The sequence below is a fragment of the Gordonia sp. (in: high G+C Gram-positive bacteria) genome, from assembly GCF_047602025.1.
Lineage (GTDB): Bacteria > Actinomycetota > Actinomycetes > Mycobacteriales > Mycobacteriaceae > Gordonia.
Genome location: NZ_JASGII010000001.1, coordinates 1,437,084 through 1,458,175 on the forward strand (window position 1 = coordinate 1,437,084; position 21,092 = coordinate 1,458,175).

Here is a 21,092-nt window from a genome sequence, read left to right on the forward strand (position 1 = left end):
GCCCAGTGCAGACGCACGAGATCCGCAAGCGATTCCTGGAGCACTTCATCCGTGCCGGTCACACCGAGGTCCCGAGTGCGCCGCTGGTCCTCGACGATCCGAACCTGATGTTCGTCAACGCGGGCATGGTGCCGTTCAAGCCGTACTTCCTCGGCGAGCAGACGCCGCCCTTCGCGCGGGCGACCAGCGTGCAGAAGTGCGTCCGGACCCTCGACATCGAAGAGGTCGGGATCACCACCCGGCACAACACGTTCTTCCAGATGGCCGGCAACTTCTCCTTCGGCGACTACTTCAAGCGCGAGGCCATCGCGTTCGCCTGGACCCTGCTGACCAGCCCGGTGGCCGACGGCGGCTACGGCATCGACCCGACGCGCCTGTGGCCGACGGTCTATCTCGACGATGACGAGGCCGAGCAGATCTGGCGCGAGGAGATCGGTGTGCCCGCCGAGCGGATCCAGCGCCGCGGCATGAAGGACAACTATTGGTCGATGGGCGTTCCCGGCCCGTGTGGGCCGTGCTCGGAGATCTTCTACGACCGCGGCCCGGACTACGGGCAGGAGGGCGGCCCAGAAGTCGACGAGGACCGCTACATCGAAATCTGGAACCTCGTCTTCATGCAGAACGAGCGCGGCGCGGGCGGCGCCAAGGAGGACTACGAGATCCTCGGCCCGCTGCCCAAGCGCAACATCGACACCGGCATGGGCATCGAGCGCGTCGCCTGCATCCTGCAGGGCGTCGACAACGTCTACGAGACCGACCTGCTCAAACCGATCATCGACCGCGCGGTCGAGTTGACCGGCCAGGCCTACGGCGCCGACGCGGCCGCCGACGTCAAGTTCCGCGTCATCGCCGACCATGCCCGCACCGGAGCCATGCTCATCGGCGACGGCGTGCTGCCGTCGAACGAGGGCCGCGGCTATATCCTGCGCCGCCTGCTGCGCCGCATCGTGTACTCGGTGCGCATCCTCGGCGCCACCGGGCCGACGATGGCCGACTTCATCGGCACGGCGATCGACGTCATGGCGCCGTCGTACCCGGAGTTGGGCGGCGAGCGCGAGCGCATCCTGACGGTCGCAGTCGGGGAGGAGACCGCGTTCACCCGCACCCTCGAATCCGGTTCGGCCCTGTTCACCGAGGCCGTCGAGGAGACGAAGGCAGCGGGCAGTTCGCAGATCGCCGGCACCGCCGCCTTCACCCTGCACGACACCTACGGGTTCCCGATCGACCTGACGCTGGAGATGGCCGACGCCGCCGGGCTGACCGTCGACCGGGACGGTTTCGCCGAGCTGATGGGGGAGCAGCGCCGGCGCGCCAAGGAGGACTCCAACGCCAACAAGAGTGGGCACGCCGACCTGTCGGTCTACCGCGAGTTCATCGACGCCCACCCCACCGAGTTCGTCGGCTTCGACGAGCTGGTCACCGACGCCCGCGTGCTGGCGGTGTTCGGCGATGGCCGGCGCATCGGCCGGGCGGGGCCGGGCAGCGAGGTCGACATCATCCTCGACCGCACGCCGCTCTACGCCGAGGGCGGCGGCCAATTGGCCGACATCGGCACGATCACGACCAGCGAGGGCGTGCGCGTCACCGTGACCGACGTGCAGAAGGTCGGCAAGTCGGTGTGGCTGCACCGTGGCCGCGTCGAGGCCGGTGAGATCGCGGAGGGCGACGACGTCCTCGCCGCCGTGGACGCCGCATGGCGGCACGGCGCCACCCAGGGGCACTCGGGCACCCACATGGTGCACGCCGCCCTGCGCGAGGTCCTCGGTCCGACCGCGACCCAGGCGGGATCGCTCAACAAACCCGGCTACCTGCGGTTCGACTTCCACGCGGCCGGCCCGCTCACCGACGACCAGCGCACCCAGATCGAGGAGATCTCGAATAGCGCGGTCGAGGCGAACTACCCGGTGAACACCTTCGAGACCGGTTTCGAGGAGGCCAAGGCCATGGGTGCCATGGCGCTGTTCGGCGAGAACTACGGCGACGTGGTGCGCGTCGTCGAGATCGGCGGCCCCTTCTCGATGGAGCTGTGCGGCGGCACGCACGTCGGGTCGTCGGCGCAGATCGGTCCGATCACGCTTATCGGCGAATCGTCGGTGGGATCGGGGATCCGCCGCGTCGAGGCGTACGTCGGCATGGACTCGTTCCGCCACCTGTCGACCGAGCGGGCGCTACTCGCCGGGGTCGCCTCGTCGCTCAAGGTGCCCAGCGCCGAGGTGCCGGGTCGCGTCGAACAACTCGTCACGCGCCTCAAAGACGCCGAGCGCGAGGTCGCCCGGCTGCGCGCCGAACAGGCGCGGGCCGCGACGGCCAACCTGGTGGACTCCGCGACACGCGTCGGGGACGTCGACATCATCGGCGGGCGGGTCGCCGACGGACTCGGCGGGGGCGAGCTGCGCGAGTTGGCCATGGACCTGCGCGGCCGAGCCAAGTCGGACAAGGCGGTCGTCGTCCTGTTCTCGCCGGACGACGGCAAGGTCCCCTTCGTCGTCGCCACCACCGCGGCGGCCCGCGACGGCGGTCTGGCGGCCGGCGCCATCGTCAAGGAGATCTCCCCGCTCGTCGGCGGGCGCGGCGGCGGCAAGCCGGACCTCGCCCAGGGATCGGGCAGCGACGCCGCCGGGATCGACGCCGCGATGGCACGGCTGGCCGACGTCGTTCGGGACGGGTCCTAGTGCTGGAGCCGCGCGGTCGGCGATTGGCGGTGGACGTCGGCACCGTGCGGATCGGTGTCGCGGTGTGCGACCCGGACGGGATTCTGGCCACCCCGGTGGAGACGGTGCCCCGCGGACGTGACGGCCGCTCCGACGCCGCCCAGGATGCGGCCGCGGTGAAACGGTTGGCAGAACTGGTCGCCGAGTATGAGGCGGTCGAGGTCATCGTTGGCCTGCCGCGCGATCTGCGCGGCGCCGAGGCGCAGGCCGCGCACGCGGTACGCGCCTTCGCCGACTTGCTCGCGACGGCGATCGCGCCAGTGCCGATCACCTTCGTCGACGAGCGGATGACGACGGTGACCGCGGGCCGGGCGCTGCGCGAAGCGGGCCGCGACTCGCGCCGCGCGCGGGGAGTCATAGATCAAGCCGCTGCGGTCGCTATTCTGCAAGGATGGTTGGATGGCGTTCGGTAGCCGCGGCGCCGCCCGGCGGGCAACGGTAATGCCCGGCACCGGCCAGCCGATACAGTCGGAGAACCCGAAGGATCCGACGACACGACGAAGGGAAGAGGCGCGTGAGCGATGACATGGGGGCCACCGGCTCCGATGACAAGAATGACCAGCCTGCGCCCTCCACGCGACATCGCACCCGGCGCGGTCAGTCGACCGGCCAGTCCGGCGCACCCGCGTGGATGACGGGCGAGATTCCGGCCGTCGGCGACGATGACGCGTCCGCCGAGGCCGAGAAGCCGAACGTGACGCCCAACGTCGTCAAGCGCGTGGAGCGACCGGCGGCGAAGGCCGCCGAGCCGGTCGAGGCGCCCGAGCCCGTCGTCGACGAGACGCCCGATCCCGAGCCCGAACCGGCACCTGCGGCCCCGGTCGTGTCGGACGAGGCGGCGAAGCAGGCCGAGGCCGATGCCGCAGCGGCCGTCGCCGCGCTGGCCTCCGACGAGCCGGTCGACGAGCCCGCGGCTCCCGCCACCCCCGCCTGGCACGCCGACCACGACGACGCCGAGGAAGCCGAGAAGCAGGCCAAGAAAGACGACGCCGACGCCAAGAAGGCCGACAAGGAAGACAAGAAGGCTGCGAAGAAGGCGGCCAAGGCCGAGAAGAAGGCCGCTGCCGCCGACGCCGACGAGATGCCCGGCCGTGGCCGCGGCAAGAAGCTCGTGCTCGTCGCCGCGGCGCTCGTCGCCGTCCTGGTGGTCGGCTACGGCGGTCTGAAGGTCGCGAACCGTCAGGGCTGGCTCCCGGCCAGCGTCAGCAACCTGATGAAGAACAAGAAGGACTACTCGGACACGACCGGCTCGGAGGACGTGCTGGTCACGATCCCGGCCAACTCGTCGCTGACGAACATGGGTGCCATCCTCGAGGAAGCGGGCGTCGTGGGTTCGACCCACGCCTTCATCCTGGCGTCGGATGGCACCGCGCTGTCCGCGGGCGTGTACAAGCTGCGCAAGGGCATCTCCGCCAAGACCGCAGTGAAGATGATGAGCGGCACCGAGCACCGCGTCGGCCGCCTGGTCGTCCCCGAGGGCGTCCAGTTGGAGAACAAGAAGGGCGTGGACCGCAAGACCACCCCGGGCGTGTTCGACCTCATCGCCGATGCCACCTCGGTCGAGCTCAACGGCAAGAAGGTCGGCGTGACCACCGAGCAGCTGGAGCAGGCCGCCAAGACCGCGTCGGCCGATGAGCTGGGCATCCCGTCCTGGGCGCGCGACGCCGTCGCGAAGCTGCCCGGCGACTACCGGCGGATCGAGGGGCTGATCGCCCCGGGTACCTGGGAGGCCGTGAACCCGGAGGCGTCGGCGCAGGAGATCTTGAACCAACTGATCTCCGACAGCGCCCGACGCTACGAGTCCTGGGGCCTCACCAAGGCCGGCAACAAGACGAAGCTGAGCCTCTACGAGGTCCTCATCGCGGCGTCGATCAACGAGCGCGAGGTGCGCCACCCCGAAGACCTGCCGAAGGTCGCGCGGGTGATCCTGAACCGCCTGGCGAAGGACCAGCGCCTCGAGATGGACTCGACCACCAACTACACGGCGGCCGAGACCAACATCGACGTGCACGGCGAGAACTACAAGGCCGACACGAAGTGGAACACCTACAAGATCTTCGGCCTGCCGCCGACGCCGATCGCCACGGTCGGCGAGGGCGCCCTCAAGGCGATGCTCGACCCGCCGCCGGGGAACTGGCTCTACTTCCTGACCGTCGACAAGGACGGCAAGACCCTGTTCTCGGAGAACTTCGACGAGCACGTGCGCAAGCGCCAGATCGCGTGCGAGAACAAGTTCCTCAAGACCGGTTGCTGATCCGAGTCCGGTGAGCCGCAAAGCCGCCGTCCTCGGGTATCCGATCGAGCACTCGCGCTCGCCGGATCTGCACCGCGCTGCCTACCGGGCCCTCGGGCTCGAGGGCTGGACCTACGAGCGGATCGAATGTCGGGCCGGTGAGCTGGCCGGCATTGTCGACGGGCTCGACGACGCGTACGTCGGGCTGTCGGTGACCATGCCGGGCAAACCCGAGGCACTGGCGTACGCCACGACCGTGACGCCGCGGGCGCAGTTGGTCGAATCGGCGAACACGCTGGTGCGCGGCGCGGACGGATGGACCGCCGACTGCACCGACATCGACGGCGTCACCGGCGCGCTGGAAACCGTCGGCGCCGACTTCACCGGCGGCGGCAGCGCAGTCCTGCTCGGCGCCGGCGGCACGGCGCGGCCCGCGCTCGCGGCGCTCGCCGCGGCCGGTGCCGACGGGGTGGTCGTTGTCGTCCGCGACGCCGCCCGCGCCCGCGCGGCACTGGAACTCGCCGAGGCCCTGGGACTGTCGGCGCGCACGGCGGGATTCGACGCCCCGGACCTGGACCGGACGATTGCGGACGCGGCAGTGCTCGTCTCGACGGTTCCCGCCGAGGCGGCGGCCGGACTGGTCGACGCGGTTGCGACGCCGATCCGCCTCGTCGATGCCATCTACGCGCCCTGGCCCACCCCGCTCGCCGCCCGCGTGACCGCCCTCGGGGGCCAGGTGGCGGGCGGCCTCGTGATGCTGCTCAACCAGGCCTACCGACAGGTTGAGCTGTTCACCGGACAACCCGCGCCGAAGGCGGCGATGGCTGCCGCTCTGGCGTAGGCGCGTCCACAGTTCGGCCGCGTCCACAGAGGCGACGGCCGACGGCGCGGTCGTCGGCGTCGGCCGTACCGACGCGGGCGATCGTTGGCGGATGGGATTGATCGTCGCGTCGTGGCTGCTCGCCGTCGGTGATCGCGACCGTCGGACCGGGCGGTTGCCGAACGCGCTGCTGTTGCCCGGTGTCGTCGGCGTACTGGCGTCGGGCACCCCTGACGCACTCGCGGCGGCGTTCGTCGCCACCGCCCCGTACCTGCTGGCGCATGCACTCGGCGCCGTCGGCGGGGGAGATGTGAAGCTCGCGCTGATCGTAGGGGCCCTCGTCGGCACTCCCGCCGGAGCCCTCGCCGCGGTGCTCGTGGCGCAAGCGGTGGCGCTGGTCGGATTCCGCCGCGCGGGGCCCCGACGACGGCCCCACGGGCCCGCGCTGACCGGTGTGGCGGCCGTCCTGGTACTCGGCGGCTGACCGGATTCGGAGCCCGGCGGTGCGCATGGAACAATTGGGAACCGTGTTGCGCTGGATCACCGCTGGAGAATCGCACGGGCGCGCCTTGGTGGCGCTCGTGGAGGGAATGGTGGCCGGGGTCGAGGTGACCTCGGGCCACATCGCCGAACAGCTGGCCCGCCGCCGCCTGGGATACGGCCGCGGTGCGCGCATGAAGTTCGAGGCCGACGAGGTGACCCTCCTCGCCGGCTTCCGGCACGGGGTGACCCTCGGCAGCCCGATCGCCATCGAGATCGGCAACACCGAATGGCCGAAGTGGAAGCAGGTCATGGCGCCGGACCCGGTCGACGCCGCCGAACTGGAGTCGAGCGCGCGCAACGCCCCGCTGACCCGCCCGCGCCCCGGCCACGCCGACTACTCAGGCATGTTGAAGTACGGCTTCGACGACGCCCGGCCGGTGCTCGAGCGCGCGAGCGCCCGGGAGACGGCCGCACGCGTCGCCGCGGGCACCGTCGCCCGCGAGTTCCTGCGCCAGGTCGCGGGCATCGAGATCGTGTCGCACGTGGTCTCCATCGGCGCCAGCGAGCCCTACGACGGTCCGACACCGGGTTCCGGCGACCTCGCCGCCATCGACGACAGCCCGGTCCGGGCGTTCGGCGCCGACGCCGAGGCGTCGATGATCGCCGAGATCGAAGCGGCGAAGAAGGACGGCGACACCCTCGGCGGCGTCGTCGAAGTCGTCGCCACCGGCCTGCCGATCGGTCTCGGGTCGCACATCAGCGGCGAGACCCGGCTCGATGCGCGGCTCGCCGCCGCCCTGATGGGCATCCAGGCGATCAAGGGCGTCGAGGTGGGCGACGGATTCGAGACCGCCCGGCGCCGCGGCAGCCTGGCCCACGACGAGATCCTGCCCGGCCCCGACGGGGTCGAGCGTTCCACCAATCGGGCCGGCGGCCTCGAGGGTGGCATGACCAACGGCCAGGACCTGCGGGTCCGAGCCGCGATGAAGCCGATCTCGACCGTGCCGCGGGCCCTCGCCACCATCGACATGAGCACGGGCGAGACCGCCAGCGCCATCCACCAGCGCTCCGACGTGTGCGCGGTGCCCGCGGCCGGCGTCGTCGCCGAGGCGATGGTCGCGCTGGTCGTCGCCCAGGCCCTGCTGGAGAAGTTCGGCGGCGACTCGCTCGTCGAGACCAAGGCCAACCTGGACGCCTACCTGGAGCGGATCGCCGGGCGCCCGCCGCGGCCATGACGCGACCGGTCGTCGTGCTCACCGGGTTCATGGGATCCGGGAAGTCCACCGTGGGGCCCGCCCTTGCCGATGCACTGGGAGTCGCGTTCCTCGACACCGACGCCGAACTGGAGCGGCGCACCGGCCGCAGCATCGCCGACGTCTTCGGCGCCCAGGGCGAGGCGGCCTTCCGTGCACTCGAACGGGAAACCGTGCTGGACGTCCTGTCCGGCCACGACGGGGTCGTGGCGCTCGGCGGTGGGTCGGTGACCGTGCCCGACATCCGCGACGCGCTCGCCGACCACCGGGTCGTGCACCTGCGCATCACCCCCCAGTCCGGCTACGCCCGCGTCGAGGGGTCGGACCGCCCGCTGCTCGCGGGCGCCGATCCGGCGGGCACCTACGCGAGCCTGCTCGCCGAGCGCGCGGCACTCTACGACGACGTCTCCGCGTTCACCGTCGACGCCGACCAGGACGTCGACACCGTGGTCGCCGCGATCCTGGCGAAGCTTCCCGCGGCCACCGACCGAAAGGGTCCCCAGCAATGACCGAGCCCATCCGCATCGGCGTGAACGCCGCCCACCCGTACGAGGTCATCATCGGGCGGGGCCTCCTCGACGAGGTGGCGCTCGCCGCGCAGGGAGCCGATTCGGTCGCCATCCTCTACCAGCCGCCGCTGCAGGAGACCGCGGAGGCGATCCGCACGTACCTCGCGGAGCAGGGCTTCGACGCCCACCGCGTCGAGATCCCGGATGCCGAGGCCGGCAAGGAGCTGCAGGTTGCCGCTTTCTGCTGGGACGTGTGCGGCCGCATCGGCCTCAAGCGCAACGACAAGATCATCAGTCTCGGCGGTGGTGCCGCCACCGACCTGGCCGGGTTCGTCGCGGCGACCTGGATGCGGGGAATCGGCGTCATCCACATCCCGACGACGCTGCTGGCCATGGTCGACGCCGCGGTCGGCGGCAAGACCGGGATCAACACCGACGCCGGCAAGAACCTCGTCGGTTCCTTCCACGAACCCGATGCCGTCATCATCGACATCGCGACCCTGGAGACGGTGCCGCGCAACGAGGTGATCGCGGGCATGGCCGAGGTGGTCAAGACGGGCTTCATCGCCGATCCGGAGATCCTCGATCTCATCGAGGCGAACCCGGCGGGCGCGCTCGACACGAGTGGCGAGCTGCTGCCCGAGCTGATCCGGCGGTCGGTGCAGGTCAAGGCCGACGTCGTGTCCGCCGACCTCAAGGAATCGTCGCTGCGCGAGATCCTCAACTACGGCCACACGCTGGGCCACGCCATCGAGCGCCGCGAGCGCTACCAGTGGCGCCACGGCGCGGCCGTATCGGTCGGGCTGGTTTTCGCGGCCGAGCTGGCGCGCCTGGCGGGACGTCTCGACGACGAGACGGCCGATCGCCACCGCACGATCCTCGAGCTGCTGGGGTTGCCGACGTCCTACGACGCCGATGCCTTGCCCGATCTCCTGCAGGGCATGGCGGGCGACAAGAAGAACCGATCGGGAGTGCTGCGGTTCGTGGTGCTGGACGGTCTGGCCGAGCCCGGGCGCCTGGAAGGGCCGGACCCGTCGCTGATCGCCGCCGCCTACTCGGCGGTGGCAGCGGAGTAGTCCGCGTCCTCGACGGCCTCGTCGACGGTCTCTGCCTCGTCATCGGCCCACGAATCGGCGCGCTTGTCCTCGCGGCGGATCAACCAGCGGCCGACGCTGACGCCGACGAAGGCCGGGACGTAGACCAGCAGGGTGAGGAACGAGATGCCCGCGGTGAGCGCGACGAACAACGGTCGCGGACCCATCTGCGGCAGGATCGTGTTGCCGACGATGTAACCGATGACCACGGCGATGGCCGCCGCCAGGAAACCGGCCTTGAGCCACACCATGGTGAGGTCGGCGTAGTCGTCGGGATCGGGGTTGGCGCGGGCGTCCCGAATACCGTCGAGTCCGCCCCAGAGGAGCGCGAGGAGCACGATCAGCGCGACCGCGAGCACCTTCCAGAGCGAGCCGGTCGTCGCCGACGCCTTCATGAAGACACCGACCAGAACCCAGGCGGTCGTCACGATCGCACCCATGGACAGGCCGCGCAGTAGCCACGAAATCATGGACCCAGGTTAGCGGGCCGTCGAAGTGAAGCCAATCACAGGGTTGCGCTAGCGTGGCGGGCATGCCCGCGCCGTCCGCCGACCGCTCTGCTGCGGCCGCCCGCCGCGACCGCCTGCGTGCCGCATTGGGCGCCGCCCACCCGGGTGTCGACGCGCTGCTGGTCACCGATCTCGTCAATGTCCGCTACCTCAGCGGCTTCACCGGTTCCAACGGCGCGCTGCTGGTCTGGGCGGACGCGGCGCGCGGCGATCGGATCAGCACCGACGGGCGGTACACCGTGCAGGTGGGGGAGCAGGCCGGCGACCTGCCCCTGGTCCTCGCGCGCGATGTCGCCGGGGGGCTGCTGGCGGCCGCCACGGAAGCGGGCGGCAAGCGCATCGGGTTCGAGGCCGACGCCATGAGTGTGGGCGAGTTCGACCGTCTCGCCGCTGTCGGCGGGACGGAGCTCGTCCGGACGTCGGGCATGGTGGAGGCGTTGCGCGAGGTCAAGGACCACGGCGAGGTGGACGCCATCGCATCGGCCTGCGCCGTCGCCGATCGCGGGCTCGCGACGATCCTCGCCGACGGCGTCATCGCACCGGGCCGCACCGAGCGCGACGTGGCGCGCACCCTCGAATGGGCGATGTACGCCGCGGGCGCCGCAGCCATCGCCTTCGAAACGATCGTGGCCACCGGGCCCAACTCGGCGGTCCCGCACCACCGCCCGACCGACGCGGTGCTGCGCCGCGGCGACCTGGTCAAGATCGACTTCGGCGCCGTGGTCGACGGCTACCACTCGGACATGACCCGCACCTTCGTCCTCGGCGCCGCGCAGGATTGGCAGCGCGAGATCTACGACGTCGTGGCCGATGCCGCGCAGGCCGGTCGGGACGCCGCCCGCGCGGGAGCCCGGGCGAGCGACGTCGACGGGGCGGCCCGCCGCGTCATCGCCGCCGCCGGATACGGCGACAACTTCGTCCACGGACTCGGCCACGGCGTCGGCCTGCAGATCCATGAAGCCCCGTCGGTGGGTGCGACGGCGGCGGGTACACTGCTTGACGGCGCAGTGGTCACGGTGGAACCCGGGGTCTACCTGCCCGGACGCGGCGGAGTCCGCATCGAGGACACGGTGGTCGTGTCCGACGGGCCCTGCCGGATACTCACTGCGACCGACCGGACTTTCACCGTCCTGGACTGACCGGCAGCCGCCGGCGGGCCGACGGGTATTCGACGAACCGACTGCGATACACGCATGACAGAAAGGCACGCCCATGGCGACGACCGCGGATTTCAAGAACGGCCTCGTGCTGAAGATTGACAACCAGCTCTGGCAGATCTTGGAGTTCCAGCACGTCAAGCCCGGCAAGGGCCCGGCCTTCGTGCGCACCAAGCTCAAGAACATCCTCTCCGGCAAGATCGTCGACAAGACCTTCAACGCCGGAGTGAAGGTCGAGACCGCCACCGTCGACCGCCGCGACATGACCTACCTCTACAACGACGGCTCCGACTTCGTGTTCATGGACGCCACCGATTACGAGCAGTTCTCGATTCCGCCGGCCACCGTCGGCGACGGCTCCCGCTTCCTGCTCGAGAACATGACCGTCCAGGTCTCCCTCAACGAGGGCGTCCCGCTGTTCATCGAGCTGCCCGTGACCGTCGAGATGGAGGTCACCCACACCGACCCCGGCGTCCAGGGCGACCGTTCGACCGGCGGCACCAAGCCCGCGACCATGGAGAGTGGCGCGGAGATCCAGGTCCCGCTGTTCATCAACACCGGCGACAAGCTGAAGGTCGACTCGCGCGACGGCAGCTACCTCGGCCGCGTCAACTCCTGACCGCCGCACCGTGAAGCACTCGGGCACCCGCCACAAGGCGCGCAACCGCGCCGTCGACCTCCTCTTCGAGGCGGAGGCCAAGGGAGTGTCGCCGCTGGTTCTGATCGACCAGCGACGCGAGCTCTACACCGTCGACGACAGTGTCGGCACCGTCCACGACTACACCGCGACGAGCGTCGCCGGCGTCGTCGCCGACAGCGCGCAGATCGACGCCGTCATCTCCTCGCACCTGGACAAGTGGCAGCTCGACCGCCTGCCGGCCGTCGACCGCGCGATTCTGCGCCTGGCCACCTGGGAGCTGTTCAACGCCGACGACGTCGACCCGTGGGTGATCGTCGACGAGGCGGTCCAGCTGGCCAAGGAACTGTCCACCGACGACTCGCCGGCCTTCGTCAACGCGGTGCTGGCGAAGATCGCGGAACTGGCTCCGCAGGTGCGTGCCGCCGCCGCGGCGGAGACCGACGACGCGAAGCCGCAGTAGCGTCGGACGCGCCGACCCTCGCGTGCGCCGGGCACGACGGCAGCGTGTAGCCTCGTAGGCGATAGACATCCTTTAACGATCCGTCCGGTGAGGCGGAGAAGGAGGTCGACCTTGACCAGTGCTGCCCGCAGGGTCTTGCTCGACGGTGCCGACGTATCGCGGACCATTGCCCGCATCGCGCACCAGATCATCGAGAAAACCGCTCTCGACGACGGCGGCGACCACCGCGTCGTCCTCCTGGGCATCCCCAGCCGCGGACCGATCCTGGCGCAGCGCTTCGCCGAGAAGATCGCCGAATTCTCCGGCGTCGAGGTGCCGACCGGCTTCCTCGACATCACCCTGTACCGCGACGACCTGCGCGCCCAGCCGCATCGGCCGCTGGAACGCACGGCCGTGCCCGCCGGCGGCATCGACAACGCCCACGTGATCCTCGTCGACGACGTCCTCTTCTCCGGCCGCACCGTGCGCGCCGCGCTCGACGCGCTGCGCGACCTCGGCCGCCCGGCCACCGTCCAGCTGGCCGTCCTGGTGGACCGGGGTCACCGGGAACTCCCGATTCGCGCCGACTACGTCGGGAAGAACCTCCCGACCGCGCGCGACGAGGACGTCGCCGTGCACTTCACCGAGCAGGACGGGGTCGACGAGGTGGTCCTCGACGGCGGTCGCGGCGAGGGGAGTGCCTGAGATGCGCCACCTCCTGTCCACCGCCGACCTGAGCCGCGACGACGCCGAGGGCATCCTCGACGATGCCGACGCCTTCGCCGAAGCACTCCTCGGCCGGGAGATCCGCAAACTGCCCACCCTGCGCGGACGCACCGTGATGACCGTCTTCTACGAGAACTCCACGCGCACCCGCGTCTCCTTCGAGGTCGCGGGCAAGTGGATGAGCGCCGACGTCATCAATGTCAGTGCGACCGGATCGTCCGCCGGCAAGGGCGAATCCCTGCGCGACACCGCCAAGACCCTGCACGCCGCCGGTGCCGATGCGCTCATCGTCCGCCACCCGGCCTCCGGAGCGGCCCATCAGATCGCCGAGTGGACCGCCGGTGTCGACGCCGCTGGCGCGGTGACCGGGCCCGCCGTCATCAATGCCGGCGACGGCACCCACGAACACCCCACCCAGGCCCTGCTCGACGCGCTCACGCTGCGCCAGCGGCTGGGGAGCATCGATGGCCGCCGCGTCGTAATCGTCGGCGACATCGTGCACTCGCGGGTGGCCCGCTCCAACGCGCACCTGCTGTCGACGCTCGGCGCCGAAGTCGTCCTGGTCGCCCCGCCGACGCTGTTGCCGACCGGCGTCGAGACGTGGCCCGTCACCGTCGCCCACGACCTCGACGCCCAACTGCCCGCCGCCGACGCGGTCATGATGTTGCGCGTCCAGGCCGAACGGATGAACGGCGGGTTCTTCCCGAGCCCCCGCGAGTACGCGGTGCGATACGGCCTCGGCGACACCCGCCTGGCGATGCTGCGCGACGACGCCGTCGTGCTGCACCCGGGACCGATGCTGCGCGGCATGGAGATCGGGTACTCGGTCGCCGACGCGCCGCAGGCGACCGTTCTCGAACAGGTGCGCAACGGCGTCCACGTGCGCATGGCCGTCCTGCTGCGCCTGCTCGTCGGCACTGATTCAGCACAAGGAGACCAGGTGGAGGACCGATGAGCGTGCTGCTGCGCGGTGTGCGCCCCTACGGCGGCGACGAAGTCGACATCGCCGTCGCCGATGGCACGATCACCGAGATCGGCGTCGGCCTGAAGGCGGCCAAGGGCGCCGAGGTCGTCGACGGCGGGGGAGCGATCGTGCTGCCCGGCTTCGTGGACTTGCACACCCACTTGCGCGAACCCGGCCGCGAGGACACCGAGACGATTGCCACCGGCTCGGCGGCGGCCGCGCGCGGCGGATACACCGCCGTGTTCGCGATGGCCAACACCGATCCCGTCGCCGACAACGCCACCATCACCGACAACGTCTACCGCACCGGACGGGAAATCGGCCTGGTCGACGTCCACCCCGTCGGCGCCGTCACCGTCGGTCTCGAGGGCAAACAGCTCGCCGAGATGGGCATGATGGCCGCCGGCGTCGGCAAGGTGAAAATGTTCAGCGACGACGGCAAGTGTGTCGACGACCCGCTGGTCATGCGCCGCGCGCTGGAGTACGCGACCGGGCTCGGCGTCCTGATCGCCCAGCACTCCGAAGAACCGCGCCTGACCGTCGGCGCCGTCGCCCACGAGGGCCCGACCGCCGCCCGCCTCGGCCTGGCCGGCTGGCCGCGCGCCGCCGAGGAGTCCATCGTCGCGCGCGACGCCCTCCTCGCCCGCGACGCCGGGGCCCGCATCCACGTCTGCCACGCCTCGACCGCGGGCACCGTCGAACTGGTGAAGTGGGCGCGCGGCCAGGGGATCGCCATCACCGCCGAGGTCACACCGCACCACCTGCTCCTCACCGACGAGCGGCTGGAGGGCTACGACGGCCTCAACCGGGTCAACCCGCCGCTGCGCGAGAAGAGCGACACCGAGGCGCTGCGCACCGCGCTCGCCGAGGGGATCATCGACTGTGTCGCCACCGACCACGCGCCGCACGCCATGCAGGACAAGTGCTGCGAGTTCGCCCACGCCCGTCCCGGGATGCTCGGCCTCGAGACCGCGCTGCCCATCGTCGTCGAGACCCTGGTGCAGCCGGGTCTGCTCGACTGGCGCGGGGTCGCCCGGGTGATGAGCGAGCGGCCCGCCGAAATCGTCGGCCTGCCCGACCAGGGCCGGCCGATCGCCGTCGGCGAACCGGCCAACCTGGTCCTCGTCGACCCCGACCGGGCCTGGGACGTCGAGCCCGACGAGCTCGCCAGCAAGTCGCAGAACACGCCCTACGGCGGCATGACCATGCCCGCCACGATCACGGCCACGCTGCTGCGCGGCCGGATCACCCAACTCGGCGGGGAGGTGCGCTGGTGAGCGCCGGCGAAATCGTCTTCAACATCGTCTTCCTGGCCGGCGTCGCCGCCTTCCTGGTCTTCATCGGCTGGCTCCTCTGGCTGGTCTTCACCGGCCGAGGGCGCAAGGGACGCGCCCAATACGAACAGCTGGGCGGACTCCCGGCTGCCCCCGACAACCCGGGCGAGGTCGTCGTCGGCCCCACCGGCGGCCTCTACCTCGGCACGACGCGCGCGGACAACTGGATCGATCGCATCCACATCGACGGCCTCGGCGACCGCGCACAGGCGACCGCGACCGGATACACGCACGGCGTCGCCATCGCCCGCAAGGGCGCCACGGACCTCTGGATCCCCGCGGAGTCGCTCACCGGCGTCCGCGCCAGCGACCGCGCCGCCGGGAAGGTCGTGCACGCCGGCGGCGTCCTGGCGCTCGACTGGACCATGCCCGGCGGGACCGCCCTCACCACCGCCCTGCGCGCCGACGACAAGGGCGACTACCCCCACTGGCTCGTCGCCTATCCCGGCGCCGCCCAGCCCACCGACCCCGACGCAGCGGAGTGACCACGCAGATGACCGATACCGCAAAACTGGTTCTGGAGAACGGCCAGGTCTTCACCGGCACGCCCTTCGGCGCGACCGGCGAGACCCTGGGTGAAGCGGTGTTCTGCACCGCGATGACCGGCTACCAGGAAGCGTTGACCGACCCCAGCTACCACCGGCAGATCCTGGTGGCCACCGCGCCGCAGATCGGCAACACCGGCTGGAACGACGAGGACGGGGAGAGCCGACTCACCAAGGGCGACGGTCCCGATCCCGGGAAGATCTGGGTCGCCGGATACGCGGTCCGCAACCCGACCCGACGGGTCTCCAATTGGCGCGCCACCGGCAGCCTCGACGACCAGCTGCGCGAGCAGGGGATCGTCGGCATCGCCGGCATCGACACCCGCGCGATCACCCGGGTCCTGCGCGACCACGGCTCCATGCGGGCCGGCGTGTTCTCGGGCGCCGCGCTGGCCGGCGACGACGAACTCCGCCGGCGCGTCCAGGATCAACCGCCGATGGCGGGCGCGAACCTCTCCGCGGAGGTCAGCACCGACGAGCCGTACGTGGTCCCCGCCGAGGGCGACACCCGGTTCCGCGTCGCGGCCCTCGACCTGGGCATCAAGGCGAACACCCCGCGCATGTTCGCCGAGCGCGGCATGGAGGTCCACGTCCTGCCGGTCGGCACCACCCTCGACCAGATCAGAGCGCTGGAGCCCGACGGGGTGTTCCTGTCCAACGGACCCGGCGACCCGGCCACCGCCGACGCCGCCGTCGAGCTGACGCGACAGGTCATCGAGGCCGGCTACCCGCTCTTCGGCATCTGCTTCGGCAACCAGATCCTCGGCCGGGCACTCGGTCGCAAGACCTACAAGATGCGGTTCGGCCACCGCGGCATCAACATCCCGGTCCTCGACGTCGCCACCGGGCAGGCGTCGATCACCTCGCAGAACCACGGTTTCGCCCTGGAGGGGGAAGCGGGCGAGGAGTTCGACACCGACTTCGGCCGGGCGCGCGTCAGCCACGTGTGCGCGAACGACGGGACGGTCGAGGGCGTCGAGCTGATCGACGGCCGGGCGTTCTCGGTCCAGTACCACCCGGAGGCAGCGGCCGGCCCGCACGACGCCGCCTACCTCTTCGACAAGTTCGCGGCCGCGATGAGCGCGGCGGCGGAAGGGAAGCGCTCCTAATGCCACGCCGCTCCGACCTCAACCACGTCCTGGTCATCGGGTCTGGCCCGATCGTCATCGGCCAGGCCTGCGAGTTCGACTACTCCGGCACCCAGGCGTGCCGAGTCCTCAAGGCCGAGGGCCTGCGCGTGTCGCTGGTCAACTCCAATCCGGCGACGATCATGACCGACCCCGAGTTCGCCGACGCCACCTACGTCGAGCCGATCACCGCGGAGTTCGTCGAGAAGGTCATCGAGGCCGAGCGCGACGCCGGCCACCCCATCGACGCGGTCCTCGCGACCCTCGGCGGCCAGACCGCGCTCAACACCGCGGTGGCGCTGCACGAGCGCGGTTCCCTGGAGAAGTACGGCATCGAGCTGATCGGCGCCGACTTCGACGCCATCCAGCGCGGCGAGGACCGGCAGATGTTCAAGGACATCGTCGCCACGGTCGGCGGCGAGAGTGCCCGCTCGCGCGTGTGTCACACCATGGCCGAGGTCCGCGACACCGTCGCCGAGCTCGGCTACCCGGTCGTCGTGCGCCCGTCGTTCACCATGGGCGGCCTGGGCTCCGGCATGGCCTACGACGAGGACGACCTCAACCGGATCGCGGGCGGCGGCCTCGCCGCGTCGCCGACGGCCAACGTGCTCATCGAGGAGTCGATCCTCGGCTGGAAGGAGTACGAGCTCGAGCTCATGCGCGACCACCGCGACAACGTCGTGGTCATCTGCTCCATCGAGAACGTCGACCCGGTCGGCGTCCACACCGGCGACTCGGTCACCGTCGCACCCGCGATGACCCTGACCGACCGCGAATACCAGAAGATGCGCGACCTCTCGATCGCGATCCTGCGCGAAGTCGGCGTCGACACCGGCGGCTGCAACATCCAGTTCGCCCAGGACCCGCGGGACGGACGCCTCGTCGTCATCGAGATGAACCCGCGCGTCTCCCGTTCGTCGGCGCTCGCCTCCAAGGCCACCGGCTTCCCGATCGCCAAGATCGCGGCCAAGCTCGCCATCGGCTACAGCCTCGACGAAATCGTCAACGACATCACCAAGGAGACGCCGGCCTGCTTCGAGCCGACGCTCGACTACGTCGTCGTGAAGGCGCCGCGATTCGCGTTCGAGAAGTTCCCCGGTGCCGACGACACCCTCACCACCACCATGAAATCGGTCGGCGAGGCGATGAGCCTGGGCCGCAGCTTCGCCGAGGCCTTCGGCAAGGTGCTCCGCTCGCTCGAGACCAAGGCGGCCGGGTTCTGGACCGAACCGGACCGCCCCGACCCCGCCTCCGTCGACCTGCCGGCGCTGTTGGAGAAGGTGCGCACCCCGAAGGACGGGCGCTTCTACGACATCATGCTGGCGCTGGAAGCCGGCGCGAGCATCGAGCAGTTGTACGAGGCCACCGCGATCGACCCCTGGTTCCTGGCAGAGTTCGCGTGGATCGGCGAGGTAGGGGCGACGGTGCGCGACGCCGACAAGCTCGACGAGCCGCTGCTGCGGGAGGCGAAGTCGACGGGTCTGTCCGACCGGCAGATCGCCGTCCTGCGCGCGGCCGGCGGCGACAAGAAGCTCGGCACCGAGGAGAAGGTCGCGGCGCTGCGCGACAAGTTGAAGGTGCACCCGGTCTACAAGACCGTCGACACCTGCGCGGCCGAATTCGAGGCCAAGACGCCGTACCACTACTCGACCTACGAGCTCGACCCCGCCGCGACGAGCGAGGTCGCGCCGCAGACCGAGCGGCCGAAGGTGCTGATCCTCGGCTCCGGCCCGAACCGCATCGGCCAGGGCATCGAGTTCGACTACTCCTGTGTCCACGCGGCCATGACCCTGTCGCAGGCCGGGTACGAGACCGTCATGGTCAATTGCAACCCGGAGACGGTATCCACCGATTACGACACCGCCGACCGCCTGTACTTCGAGCCGCTGACCTTCGAGGACGTTCTCGAGGTCTATCGGGCCGAATCCGAGTCTGGCACCGTCGCGGGCGTCATCGTCCAACTCGGCGGGCAGACCCCGCTCGGTCTGGCGCACCGCCTCGCGAAGGCCGGGGTGCCCATCGTCGGCACCGGCCCCGAGGCCATCGACCTCGCCGAGGACCGCGGCGAGTTCGGCAAGGTCCTCACCGCCGCCGGCCTGCCCGCGCCCGCCTTCGGCACGGCGACCAGTGTCGACGAGGCCATCAAGGTCGCCGACCGCATCGGCTACCCGGTGCTGGTGCGCCCGTCGTACGTCCTGGGCGGCCGCGGCATGGAGATCGTCTACGACGAGGAGTCGCTGCGCGGCTACATCGCCCGCGCCACCGAGCTCACCAAGGACCACCCGGTCCTCGTCGACCGCTTCTTGGAAGACGCGGTCGAGATCGACGTCGACGCCCTGTGCGACGGCACCGAGGTGTACCTCGGCGGCATCATGGAGCACATCGAGGAGGCCGGCATCCACTCCGGCGACTCCGCGTGTGCGCTCCCGCCGGTCACGCTCGGCCGGGCGGACCTGGAAGCGGTCCGCAAGGCCACCGAGGCGCTTGCCCACGGCATCGGTGTGCGCGGTCTGATCAACGTCCAGTACGCGCTGAAGGACGACATCCTCTACGTCCTGGAGGCCAACCCGCGGGCCAGCCGCACGGTGCCATTCGTGTCGAAGGCGACGGCGGTGCCGCTGGCCAAGGCGTGTGCTCGGGTGATGATGGGCGAGTCCATCGCCGAGCTGCGCACCTCGCAGTTGCTGCCCGCCACCGGGGACGGCGGCAACACCCCGGTGAACGCGCCGATCGCGGTCAAGGAGGCGGTCCTGCCGTTCCACCGCTTCCGGCGCGCCGACGGCACGGGCGTCGACTCGCTGCTGAGCCCCGAGATGAAGTCGACCGGCGAGGTCATGGGGATCGACGCCGACTTCGGCCGCGCGTTCGCCAAGTCGCAGACCGCCGCGTACGGCTCGTTGCCGCAGAGCGGCGCGGTCTTCGTCTCCGTCGCGAACAAGGACAAGCGGGCCCTGCTGTTCCCGGTCAAGCGGCTGGCCGACCTCGGCTTCGAGGTCATGGCCACCGAGGGGACCGCCGACATGCTGCGCCGCAACGGCATCAAGTGCACCCGGGTGCGCAAGCACTCGGATCCGGAGGTTGCCGCGGGGGAGCGGTCGATCGTCGACCAGATCCGCGACGGCGAGGTCGCCATGGTCATCAACACCCCCTTCGGCAACTCCGGCCCGCGCGTCGACGGCTATGAGATCCGCACCGCCGCGGTCAGCGCCACGATCCCGTGCATCACGACCGTGCAGGGCGCGAGTGCCGCAGTGCAGGGCATCGAGGCGATGATGACCGGCGACCTGGGCGTCAACTCGCTGCAGAACCTGCACGCCGCCCTGGTCAACAATCCCGAGGCCGCAGACCGGTGACCGGCACCGCGACCGGCGGCTTCGCGTCCCGCTACCGGGACGCGGTGGCCTCGCGCGGCCGGTTGTGCGCCGGTATCGACCCCCACCCCGAACTCCTCGAGCAGTGGGGTCTGCCGGTCAGCGCTGCCGGAGTGACCCGCTTCGGCGAGATCTGCGTCGAGGCACTCGGACCCGTCGCCGCCGTTATCAAGCCCCAGGTGGCCTTCTTCGAGGCCTTCGGCGCCGCCGGCTTCACCGCCCTGGAGCGGGTCATCACCGGGTGCCGGGCAGCGGGGGCGATCGTCCTGGCCGACGCCAAGCGCGGCGACATCGGCTCCACGATGGCCGCCTATGCCCGGGCGTGGCTGGCCGACGAATCACCGCTGTGCTCCGACGCCGTCACAGCCTCGCCCTATCTGGGGTTCGGGTCGCTGGCGCCGGCCGTCGACGCCGCGCGCGCCGCCGACCGGGCGGTCATCGTGCTCGCCCGGACGTCGAACCCGGAAGGGGCCCCGGTCCAGCTGGCGCGGACCGAGGACGGAATCGTCGGGCAGCACATCGTCGACGAGGCCGCCGCAGTCAACGCCGATGGCCGCGGCACGGTCGGCGTCGTCGTCGGCGCCACGCGCGCACACGGGCTGGACCTGTCGGAGCTGGGCGGCGTGGTCCTCGCTCCGGGGCTCGGCGCCCAGGGCGCCACCGCCGCCGATCTCGCCCAGGTCTTCGCCGGCGCGCAGACCGAATGGCTGTTGCCGGCCAGCTCGCGGGGCATCCTCGGCGCCGGACCCGACGTCGCAGCGCTGACCACCGCGGCGCAGCGCACCCGCGACGAGGTGGAAACAGCGCTCGAGGCGCTCTGACCTCGCGCGACACGCGCGAAACGCGAGATTCACGATAGGGCATTTCGACCCTCGGGGCCGGCTGGCGGACCTGCGGTCGGAGACGGGCCGCCGGCGGTCGTCGTCCTCGCGGACGGGCGGGGGCGATATCCCCTCTGAACTGGGCATATGTTCCGCGACAGGCCTTCGATTACCGTCGCCGCGGCGGTGTGGAAAGCGGCACGCTACAGCACCTGTGTCCTGGGGTTTTCACGGGGTGCCCCTGTAGTCGGCGACGACCCATTCGGTAGCGTCTATGCAGTGCCGCGACCCGGTGTAGGGTCGCAGCCGAACGAGTTTTCCGACTCGGACAGACCTGATCAAGCACTATTTTTGGA

Annotated in this window: 19 protein-coding genes; 18 read left to right on the forward strand and 1 reads right to left on the reverse strand. The window is 70.7% G+C overall.

What is annotated here, in order from left to right:
• The first annotated feature begins 5 nt into the window (after positions 1-5).
• From alaS to aroB, 8 genes are all read left to right on the forward strand, one after another.
• On the forward strand, positions 6-2,672 hold the full coding sequence (gene alaS, locus QM728_RS07165) for an alanine--tRNA ligase (protein WP_415031341.1): 2,667 nt from the start codon (positions 6-8) through the stop codon (positions 2,670-2,672).
• Positions 2,672-3,124 carry a Holliday junction resolvase RuvX gene (gene ruvX / locus QM728_RS07170; RefSeq protein ID WP_415031342.1) on the forward strand — a complete coding sequence of 151 codons (453 nt, stop codon included), beginning with the start codon at positions 2,672-2,674 and terminating at the stop codon, positions 3,122-3,124. Before alaS ends, ruvX begins: the two co-directional genes overlap by 1 nt.
• Before the next feature lie 101 nt (positions 3,125-3,225).
• Entirely contained in the window at positions 3,226-4,965 is a 1,740-nt protein-coding gene (gene mltG, locus QM728_RS07175) for an endolytic transglycosylase MltG (RefSeq protein WP_415031343.1), read from the forward strand.
• A gap of 10 nt (positions 4,966-4,975) precedes the next feature.
• Positions 4,976-5,785, forward strand: a complete 810-nt coding sequence (locus QM728_RS07180) for a shikimate dehydrogenase (RefSeq protein ID WP_415031344.1) — start codon at positions 4,976-4,978, stop codon at positions 5,783-5,785.
• A gap of 91 nt (positions 5,786-5,876) precedes the next feature.
• Positions 5,877-6,248 carry an A24 family peptidase gene (locus tag QM728_RS07185; protein WP_415031345.1) on the forward strand — a complete coding sequence of 124 codons (372 nt, stop codon included), beginning with the start codon at positions 5,877-5,879 and terminating at the stop codon, positions 6,246-6,248.
• Between the two features lie 25 nt (positions 6,249-6,273).
• Positions 6,274-7,482, forward strand: a complete 1,209-nt coding sequence (aroC, locus tag QM728_RS07190) for a chorismate synthase (RefSeq protein WP_415031346.1) — start codon at positions 6,274-6,276, stop codon at positions 7,480-7,482.
• Positions 7,479-8,009, forward strand: a complete 531-nt coding sequence (locus QM728_RS07195; RefSeq protein ID WP_415031347.1) for a shikimate kinase — start codon at positions 7,479-7,481, stop codon at positions 8,007-8,009. The genes aroC and QM728_RS07195 overlap by 4 nt, the downstream gene beginning before the upstream one ends.
• Positions 8,006-9,085 carry a 3-dehydroquinate synthase gene (aroB, locus tag QM728_RS07200; protein WP_415031348.1) on the forward strand — a complete coding sequence of 360 codons (1,080 nt, stop codon included), beginning with the start codon at positions 8,006-8,008 and terminating at the stop codon, positions 9,083-9,085. The genes QM728_RS07195 and aroB overlap by 4 nt, the downstream gene beginning before the upstream one ends.
• Here the strand turns inward: aroB and QM728_RS07205 are convergent.
• Entirely contained in the window at positions 9,061-9,573 is a 513-nt protein-coding gene (locus tag QM728_RS07205) for a B-4DMT family transporter (RefSeq protein WP_415031349.1), read from the reverse strand. The genes aroB and QM728_RS07205 overlap by 25 nt on opposite strands.
• A gap of 62 nt (positions 9,574-9,635) precedes the next feature.
• On the opposite strand from QM728_RS07205, the gene QM728_RS07210 reads away from it, so the two are divergent.
• The 10 genes from QM728_RS07210 (at position 9,636) to pyrF (ending at position 20,736) form a co-directional block, all read left to right on the forward strand.
• Positions 9,636-10,751 (forward strand): aminopeptidase P family protein, encoded by a 1,116-nt coding sequence (locus QM728_RS07210; protein WP_415031350.1) that lies wholly within the window; start codon positions 9,636-9,638, stop codon positions 10,749-10,751.
• Between the two features lie 73 nt (positions 10,752-10,824).
• On the forward strand, positions 10,825-11,388 hold the full coding sequence (gene efp / locus QM728_RS07215; protein ID WP_415031351.1) for an elongation factor P: 564 nt from the start codon (positions 10,825-10,827) through the stop codon (positions 11,386-11,388).
• A gap of 10 nt (positions 11,389-11,398) precedes the next feature.
• Positions 11,399-11,869, forward strand: a complete 471-nt coding sequence (gene nusB / locus QM728_RS07220) for a transcription antitermination factor NusB (RefSeq protein ID WP_415031352.1) — start codon at positions 11,399-11,401, stop codon at positions 11,867-11,869.
• A 111-nt stretch (positions 11,870-11,980) separates the two neighbouring features.
• A complete protein-coding gene (pyrR, locus tag QM728_RS07225; protein WP_415031353.1) occupies positions 11,981-12,553 on the forward strand; it encodes a bifunctional pyr operon transcriptional regulator/uracil phosphoribosyltransferase PyrR in 573 nt (190 codons plus the stop codon).
• 1 nt (position 12,554) lies between these two features.
• Positions 12,555-13,529 carry an aspartate carbamoyltransferase catalytic subunit gene (locus QM728_RS07230; protein WP_415031354.1) on the forward strand — a complete coding sequence of 325 codons (975 nt, stop codon included), beginning with the start codon at positions 12,555-12,557 and terminating at the stop codon, positions 13,527-13,529.
• Entirely contained in the window at positions 13,526-14,815 is a 1,290-nt protein-coding gene (locus QM728_RS07235; protein ID WP_415031355.1) for a dihydroorotase, read from the forward strand. The genes QM728_RS07230 and QM728_RS07235 overlap by 4 nt, the downstream gene beginning before the upstream one ends.
• On the forward strand, positions 14,812-15,357 hold the full coding sequence (locus tag QM728_RS07240; protein ID WP_415031356.1) for a hypothetical protein: 546 nt from the start codon (positions 14,812-14,814) through the stop codon (positions 15,355-15,357). The genes QM728_RS07235 and QM728_RS07240 overlap by 4 nt, the downstream gene beginning before the upstream one ends.
• A gap of 8 nt (positions 15,358-15,365) precedes the next feature.
• Positions 15,366-16,526 carry a glutamine-hydrolyzing carbamoyl-phosphate synthase small subunit gene (carA, locus tag QM728_RS07245; protein ID WP_415031357.1) on the forward strand — a complete coding sequence of 387 codons (1,161 nt, stop codon included), beginning with the start codon at positions 15,366-15,368 and terminating at the stop codon, positions 16,524-16,526.
• A complete protein-coding gene (carB, locus tag QM728_RS07250; protein WP_415031358.1) occupies positions 16,526-19,897 on the forward strand; it encodes a carbamoyl-phosphate synthase large subunit in 3,372 nt (1,123 codons plus the stop codon). Before carA ends, carB begins: the two co-directional genes overlap by 1 nt.
• Positions 19,894-20,736 carry an orotidine-5'-phosphate decarboxylase gene (gene pyrF, locus QM728_RS07255; protein ID WP_415031359.1) on the forward strand — a complete coding sequence of 281 codons (843 nt, stop codon included), beginning with the start codon at positions 19,894-19,896 and terminating at the stop codon, positions 20,734-20,736. The genes carB and pyrF overlap by 4 nt, the downstream gene beginning before the upstream one ends.
• The last annotated feature ends 356 nt before the right edge of the window (positions 20,737-21,092 follow it).

Bases quoted from the DNA above. Each gene is read 5' to 3' on its own strand.
- QM728_RS07185 (WP_415031345.1), top strand. From the start codon at position 5,877: ATGGGATTGATCGTCGCGTCGTGGCTGCTCGCCGTCGGTGATCGCGAC.
- aroC (WP_415031346.1), top strand. From the start codon at position 6,274: ATGGAACAATTGGGAACCGTGTTGCGCTGGATCACCGCTGGAGAATCG.
- QM728_RS07195 (WP_415031347.1), top strand. From the start codon at position 7,479: ATGACGCGACCGGTCGTCGTGCTCACCGGGTTCATGGGATCCGGGAAG.
- aroB (WP_415031348.1), top strand. From the start codon at position 8,006: ATGACCGAGCCCATCCGCATCGGCGTGAACGCCGCCCACCCGTACGAG.
- QM728_RS07205 (WP_415031349.1), bottom strand. From the start codon at position 9,573: ATGATTTCGTGGCTACTGCGCGGCCTGTCCATGGGTGCGATCGTGACG.
- QM728_RS07210 (WP_415031350.1), top strand. From the start codon at position 9,636: ATGCCCGCGCCGTCCGCCGACCGCTCTGCTGCGGCCGCCCGCCGCGAC.
- efp (WP_415031351.1), top strand. From the start codon at position 10,825: ATGGCGACGACCGCGGATTTCAAGAACGGCCTCGTGCTGAAGATTGAC.
- QM728_RS07230 (WP_415031354.1), top strand. From the start codon at position 12,555: ATGCGCCACCTCCTGTCCACCGCCGACCTGAGCCGCGACGACGCCGAG.
- QM728_RS07235 (WP_415031355.1), top strand. From the start codon at position 13,526: ATGAGCGTGCTGCTGCGCGGTGTGCGCCCCTACGGCGGCGACGAAGTC.
- carA (WP_415031357.1), top strand. From the start codon at position 15,366: ATGACCGATACCGCAAAACTGGTTCTGGAGAACGGCCAGGTCTTCACC.
- carB (WP_415031358.1), top strand. From the start codon at position 16,526: ATGCCACGCCGCTCCGACCTCAACCACGTCCTGGTCATCGGGTCTGGC.